The organism is Streptococcus pluranimalium, assembly GCF_047785705.1.
GTDB lineage: Bacteria > Bacillota > Bacilli > Lactobacillales > Streptococcaceae > Streptococcus > Streptococcus pluranimalium_A.
In genome coordinates this window covers 1-4,103 of sequence record NZ_JBLOJV010000062.1, presented here as the reverse complement: position 1 = coordinate 4,103, position 4,103 = coordinate 1, and the positions used below count along the sequence as shown (strand labels likewise).

Below are 4,103 nucleotides of genomic sequence, written 5' to 3'. Positions count from 1 at the left end.
ATAACTTCCTTCATATGAAAAAGTTAGATTTGAAACATTTATTAAGGACATATATTTCTTCCTCCTTTACATTATAAAAATTTTATAAGCAAAGTCGGTTTTCGGCATTAATTACTCTATAATGTTATCCAACTCTGCAAGGATTTTGTCATGAATGACATAGTATCATTGTCTATCACGTTTATCTTCCTTTCTTTGGGGTACTACCAACAAAAAGCGGAAAACATACGCTAAGCAAAATTCGACATAAAGAATGCCGATTTTTCCTACGCTAAGGAATTTTCGGATTTCATTTTATTGATTAAGAGGGCGCAGTGAATCTAAGCTTGTTATTTTCGTCATATCAAAGGTATATTCACCAAGAAAATTGATATGTTCCCATCCCAGAGGTGAAATGTGTTTTAATAGGTCCTCCCGTAAATTTCCTTTTTCCTTTAACAATTTCGTTGCTTCAGTTAGATATACGGTATTCCATACGCTAATTGCGTTAATTATAATGTTTAATGCACTTGCGCGCTGCAACTGATCCTGTAAACCTCTTTCCCGTAACTCGCCTCGTTTTCCGAAAAATAATGCTCTTGCCAAACCATTCATGGCTTCCCCTTTATTTAGTCCTCGCTGGATACGTCTACGTAATGTCTCACTAGATATATAATCTAGGATAAAAATAGTTTTTTCGATTCTTCCCATTTCCCGTAAAGCGGTGGCTAATTTGTTTTGTCTTGCATACGAACCTAACTTCCCCATAATAAGCGAACCGGATACTTTTCCCTCTCTAATAGAATGGGCTAATCGGAGCACGTCATCAAAGTTTTCCTGAATAACCTTTGTGTTAATCCGTCCACGAAGTAAGTTTTCCAATTTAGGAAAATCATTTGGTTTTTGAATTGTGTAAAGTTTAGCGTCAGCTAAATCACGAAGTCTTGGTGCAAATCGAAACCCCAACAAATGACTTAAACCGAAAACCTGATCGGTATAACCTGCTGTATCAGTATAATGCTCCTCAATATTTAACTCCGTTTCATGATGAAGTAATCCATCGATGACATGTACAGCATCTCTTGCGTTTGTATTAATGACTTTCGTATAAAAAGAAGAGAATTGATCACTTGTAAACCGATAAATGGTTGCACCTTTACCTGTACCATAATGAGGATTTGCTTCAGCGTGCAAAGATGATACACCAACCTGTACTCGCATTCCGTCAGATGAAGAAGTGGTACCATCACCCCAATATGAAGCAAGGGTTAATTTTTTCTGAAAATTTACCAATGTGGATTGCGCCCGACTAATAGCATCATCGTACAAACGCCATTGAGCAGCATTAGCCATTTGGTGATAAGTAATTCCAGGTGTAGCATCTGCCATTTTAGTCAAACCGATGTTAGTTCCCATTGCCATAAGTGCAGCCATCAGAATAGGATTTTCCTCTCCCTTTGGAGGTCTATTAGTGGAAGCGTGTACCAACATTTTATCAAATCCTGTCCAGTGGGCTACCTCCATTAAAAGATCAGTGAGCTTTACCTTTGGCAGCATAACAATCAAAGGAAATTTAGTGAGTTTATACGACTACACTTTTCTTGACAATTCCAAAGTATAGATAATAAAAACCGCTATGCGGCAAACTCAAAAGGTCTTCACATAGCGATTATATCTAATAAAAATTCATTAATTTTTTTACATTTTCAACAACCAGAATGTATCATTAACACTTTTACATCCTTATTGCATAACTCAAAAATTACATAACTTCCAATTCTCTCATCAACTGTTCCCATTCATTAAAATAATTACCCTGACACCTTTTAACATCATCAATTGATTTTTGTATTTCCGTCAGTACTATATAATCAGAAGAATTGTTTGGTTCAGAAATGATTTTATTCAATCTTTCTAATTCTTCATCATATTGATTTATTAACACTTCAAGCTTTTCAATTCGTTTCTCCTTCTTAACCTTCTCCTTCTCAATGGAGTTACGATCGCCTTTTACTGTGTTATTTTTCTCTACTTTCTGCTCAACTTTAATGTTATTAAATGGCTTTTCAGAATTCATCCTTTTTTTCTCGTACTCACCATAAGTAGATTGTACAAACTCTACACCATCCTTATCAAAAACAAGTAATCTGTCAGCAATCTTATTAGTAAAATATCTATCATGTGACACAAAAATAATTGTACCTTGATAACTGCATAAGATATTCTCTAAATTCTCTTTTCCAATAATATCCATGTGGTTTGTCGGTTCATCTAAGATTAAAACATTAGGACGTTTATATAATAATTTACATAATGTCAATCTAACCTTTTCTCCACCTGACAAAGAGGACACCGGTCTAAAAACATCATCTCCACTAAACTGAAATGAGCCAAGAGCAGTTCTGACCTCTGTGTCATTTAGCTCAGGGTATTCGCTTTGAAAAATTTCGAATAGTGTATCATCTCCACTGATTTGAGCAAGCTGTTGGTCAAAATAGCTAATTTCAACATTGTATCCGAATTTAAAATCTCCAGACAATGCTGCCACACCATCCATAAGTGTTTTAAGCAACGTGGATTTACCAATACCATTACTCCCAACAATTCCAAGCTTCTGTCCCCTTTCAAGGTTGAAATTAACCTTTGCAAGAGGAGTATCATAGCCTATCACAAGTTCTGAAGCACTTAATACTTGCCTTGAACTACTGATTCTCGGTTGAAATTTAGACATATAAGTTTTTGTATCGTATTGGTCTGGTGCATTTAATATTTGCATACGCTGTAATAATTTAATTTTAGATTGCACCATTTTAGCTTTCGTAGGTTTATAACGAAAACGTTCAATCAAGCGTGTAATCCTTTCAATTTCTTTCTGTTGCAAGTCGTAATCTTTTTGCTGTTTGATATGATTTTCTCGTTTTTGCTCCTCAAAGGCTGAATAATTACCTTTATAACATTTGGTCTCTCCCCATTCGATTTCATAAACCTTATCCACAATTCGATTAAGAAACATTCTATCATGGGAAATAATAACCAATGTAGATTTATAACTTCTCAAATAACTCTCCAACCATTGTATTGTTTCTATATCAAGGTGGTTAGTAGGTTCATCAAGTAATAGAATGTCTGGCTTTGTTAAAAGTATTTTTATAAAAGCTATCTTAGTTCGCTGACCACCTGAAAATTCAGAAATGGGTTTTTTATAATCTGCTTCAGTAAAACCCATACTACGAATCATCGTTTCATATTCTTTTTGGTAGGTTAGACCTCCAAGAGCCATATACCTTTCACTGATATCAGAGTATTCATTGATGATTTTATCATCATATTGATTCTCCATTTTATCTATCAGCTGTTTCATCTTGTTTTCCATATCAATAAGCGTCTTAAATACCGTACGGACTTCATCCACCATTGATATACTTTCATCTTCAAAAGGCATCTGTCTTAAATAGCTAATATAAGGGTTACCGGTCTTTATTACTTGAAACTCACTTTCACCAGTTCCTTCTTCTAATTCAATTTCGCCTATAATAGCTTTTAGCAAGGTTGTTTTTCCACATCCATTTCTACCAACAATAGCAATCTTTTCATTATCATTGATTTCAATATCGATGTTTTCCAACACCATATTACCATCATAGTAAACGGCACCATTAATTATTTTGTATTGCATTTTCATATCCTCCTTTGCGTTAGTACTAGCAATTGCAAAGGTGGCTTTGGACAATAATTATTCTACTCCATGTAAAGCTTGTCACAGCCACCTATACATGGAGTTCTTTAAATGTTACTATAGTTGTAGATTTCATTTGCTTCTACCTCCTATCGATTATTAATATAATTCAATTGCCACCTTATTGTACCAAGTCGCTAGCGCAATGGCTAGCCTAAGTTTTAGCTTACACCCTTTCTGGTAAAAGTAAAGTAACTGATCTGTTATCTCATCTGGCACCAGATTCCCGATAAACCCTGCTGTTCCCGTCAACAGAAACCGCAGCCACACTGGAAAAAGATACAAAAGGATTGCCGCAATTGATTCTTTGCATTAGCCATCAGCTTTACAAATCACTCTTTCTATATTATTCCTTCTCCAAATCGTTTTATTATATCATATTATCTTT

At 34.9% G+C, this 4,103-nt stretch carries 1 protein-coding gene and 1 pseudogene; both read right to left on the bottom strand.

Annotated elements, in window-relative coordinates; genetic code table 11:
- Positions 1-294: 294 nt before the first annotated feature.
- A pseudogene (locus ACMZ6Z_RS09010) lies at positions 295-1,536 on the bottom strand (Tn3 family transposase); the annotation flags it as partial.
- Positions 1,537-1,741: 205 nt separating this feature from the next.
- Entirely contained in the window at positions 1,742-3,709 is a 1,968-nt protein-coding gene (optrA, locus tag ACMZ6Z_RS09005) for an ABC-F type ribosomal protection protein OptrA (RefSeq protein WP_283775602.1), read from the bottom strand.
- Positions 3,710-4,103: the final 394 nt, after the last annotated feature.